Consider the following 3,268-nt stretch of genomic DNA (forward strand, 5'->3'; position numbering starts at 1 on the left):
CTCCAGAAGAGATTTCCCTTGCTGGAAGCTGCCTTGTTTGTCGAGAAGAAATGACACAAGGGAAGCGTTTGCAATGCGGCCACGTCTTTCATTTGGATTGCTTACGAATGTGGTTACAGCATCAGCAATCTTGTCCTTTGTGTCGGTAATAGATTCGCATTTTTTAAAATTTGCTTCTTTTTTAGCTTTTTGTTCTTCAATTAATTTTTGACGATTCTCTTCCCTTTCTTTTATGATAGCAGCTCTTTTTTCTTCAGCTTCTTTTTTCTTCGCGGCAATTAAATCTTTTCTTTCCTGAATTTTTCTCTCTCTTTCCTCTTTGGTTGCTTGAATTTTTTCTTCTTTTTCTTTTTCTTTTTTTACAGCTTCAGGATTTTCTTTATCATCAAATTCTTTAATGTCTTTTTGATCTTGTACTTTTTGCTGTTTTTTTGAAAGTTCTACTTTTTTTCCTGCTCTAGCCAATTCTTTCAACACAAAATCACTGATATCAAATCGATCTGCTGTAAATAGCATTGTCAAATCAGAAGATTTATCAAAGATAAAATCGTAATTTCTTTTCACTGCAATATCTTGAACAATATTAAAAATCTGGTCTTGTATAGGCTTAATTAGGGCTGATTTTTGTAAAATTAAATCGCCTTGTGGACCAAATCTTTTTTGTTGATAATCTAATAAATCTTTTTCAAGATTTTTTATTTCCTCTTCTTTTTCACTTATCAATTCTTTGGTTAATAAAACTTTGTCTGTTGAAAGACTCTGTTTTAGTTTATTAATTTCATTTTTCTTTGTCTCTATTTCTTGTTTCCAAGCAGAAGCTTTTTGCTCAAGTTGGTTTTTTGCTTCAGCATATTCAGGGACTTTAGTTAAAATGTAGTCCATGTCTATATAGCCAATTTTAGTTGTTTTTTGCGCCTGTACTATTATGCAGTTTAAAGCAAAAAATAAAACAAGAATTTTTTTCATATATTAAAATTTAATTTCAACTATTGTGCCAATTTTTAAAATTGTTGTCCAATGATAAAGTGTGTTTGCCAACCGCTTTTCTGATTTTGTCCTGGCACTGGGTCAAATCCATGTGCAAAATCTATACCTAATAATCCAAAGGCTGGCATAAATACTCTGATACCAAAACCAGCTGAACGTTGCATTTTAAAAGGATCAAATGATTTAAAATTATTATAAGCTGACCCTGCTTCTAAAAAACTAAGTGCATAAATTGATGCTGTTTGTTTTAAAGTAATTGGATATCTTAACTCTAATGAAAATTTATTGTAAATCGTTCCTCCGTCTTGCGAAGATAATGAATTATTTGGATATCCTCTTAATTGTATAATTTCTCTTCCATCTAATGAATAGTTTGCTAGTCCATCACCACCTACAAAAAATCTTTCAAACGGGATAATTCCTCTATTATTATTGTATGCTCCTAAAAATCCATATTCTGCTTTTGTTCTCATAACTAGAGGTTGCTTTCCAATTTTTAGAAGCTTCATGTATGAATCAACAGTAAATTTAATTTTGTAGAATTCTAACCATTTATATTTCTCTTGGTCTACTTTAGCTTGGTCAGCTATTGCCTCTGTATAGTTTTCAGTTGGACTGCCATCTGATTTTATATAAGCACCAGTATAAACATACTGTCCGTTTGATGTCAAATAAGGACTTCCTGTATTTTTAAGTTTGTATTCTTCTTTTTCTTCAAGTTTTGAATAGTCAATACCATTCCACAATGAATAGGGTAATGAGAATTTCGCTGATAAACTTATGTTTGAACCATAAGTAGGGAAAATTGGATTTAGACCTCTGTTGTCTCTGCTTAGTGCCGTTGTGAATGATAAATTTCTAGCAGCCCCATCTCCAAAAGTAAACAGTCCTGTATTGTAATTATTTAAATCATAATATTGGAACGATACAGAGTTTGATATAGAAAAATAATCATCTGGAACAGTTAATCTCTTTGAATATCCAATTGTTATAGACGAAATGTTAAAACTTTGATTTCTTGTTGTTGTTCTTGAAGCATAGTTATATAAAAATTGTTTACTATGAGACAATGAAGTAAAGAAGCTAATTGGTTTTTTACCTCCCAACCAAGGCTCTGTAAAGGATAAACTATATACTTGGAAATAGCTACTACCTTGTAACCTTAAAGCCATTTTTTGACCGTCTCCCATTGGTAAAGGTCTATAAGCTTCTTTCTTGAAAATGTTTTTCAATGAGAAGTTGTTAAAAGATAGACCTAGTGTACCTATAAAACCACCAGCTCCATAACCACCTTGTAATTCTACTTGACTTGAACCTTTTTCTACAACAGACCATTCTAAATCTACAGTTCCAGAGGCTGGATCTGCATTTTTAGGTTCTGGACGAATCGCCTCAGGGTCAAAGAAGCCTAATTGACCTAGTTCTCGAATAGAACGAATAACTAATTCTTTGTTCCATTTTTCTCCTGGTCTTGTTTTAAGTTCACGATAAATTACTTTATCATTTGTTTTATCATTTCCTTTAACGGTTACGTTATTGAAATAGGCAATCGGCCCTTCAGTAATTCTGATTTCAAAATCAATGGTGTCATTTTCTGTTTTGGTTTCTACAGGATTGATGTTTGAAAATAAATAACCGTTATTTTGATATAAGTTTGAAATGTCTTCAGAATCTGGACTGGAATTATCTGCAATTCGTTTTTGCAACAAAACGCCATTGTAAACTTCTCCTTTTTTTATTCTTAAGATACTGTTTAATGTTTGATCATTGTAAACAGTGTTTCCTAAGAAACGAATATCGCCAAAATAATATTTTCTTCCTTCTTCTATATTTACGTTAATATCTATCTTGTTTTTCTTTTTGTCGTAATTAACATTTTCACTAACAACTCTTGCGTCTCTAAAACCATTCTCTTTATATTTATCTACTAAAGAATTTAAATCTTCTTTGTATTTGTCCTTGATGAATTTTGAAGCTTTAAATATTCTTAGAATTTTAATTTCTTTAGTGTTTTTAAAACTTTTCTTTAGTTTTTTATCACTTAAGAGTTGATTACCTACGAAATTGATTTTTCTGATTTTAACCTTACTTCCACGGTCAACGTAAATTACCATATCTACATGACTATCTGTAGAATCTGCTAGAGTATTTATAGTTACTTTTGTATTGAAATAACCGTCTTTCTTGAATTTATTTTCAATATAGTTTTTAGTGTTAGTAATTAAATTTTCATTTACTACTTTACCTTTTTTTAGTTCTGTTTCTTTTAAAAGATCTTCTG

2 protein-coding genes and 1 pseudogene are annotated in these 3,268 nt (G+C 30.7%); 1 reads left to right on the forward strand and 2 read right to left on the reverse strand.

Annotated features, from left to right (window positions below):
* The first annotated feature begins 50 nt into the window (after positions 1-50).
* Positions 51-149, forward strand: coding sequence for an RING finger domain-containing protein (locus QZ824_RS11760; protein WP_366844526.1), 99 nt, complete (start codon positions 51-53; stop codon positions 147-149).
* A 325-nt stretch (positions 150-474) separates the two neighbouring features.
* On the opposite strand, the pseudogene QZ824_RS11765 reads toward QZ824_RS11760, so the two are convergent.
* Together QZ824_RS11765 and QZ824_RS11145 are read right to left on the reverse strand one after the other, a co-directional pair.
* Positions 475-966: pseudogene (locus tag QZ824_RS11765) on the reverse strand (OmpH family outer membrane protein); the annotation flags it as partial.
* Positions 967-1,001: 35 nt separating this feature from the next.
* A partial coding sequence (locus tag QZ824_RS11145; RefSeq protein WP_291276089.1) for a POTRA domain-containing protein occupies positions 1,002-3,268 on the reverse strand: 2,267 nt, incomplete at its 5' end.

It is taken from the genome of Flavobacterium sp., from assembly GCF_021151785.1.
Classification (GTDB): domain Bacteria; phylum Bacteroidota; class Bacteroidia; order Flavobacteriales; family Flavobacteriaceae; genus Flavobacterium.

Coding starts and splice junctions, on each gene's coding strand:
- QZ824_RS11760 (WP_366844526.1), top strand. CDS start 51: ATGACACAAGGGAAGCGTTTGCAATGCGGCCACGTCTTTCATTTGGAT.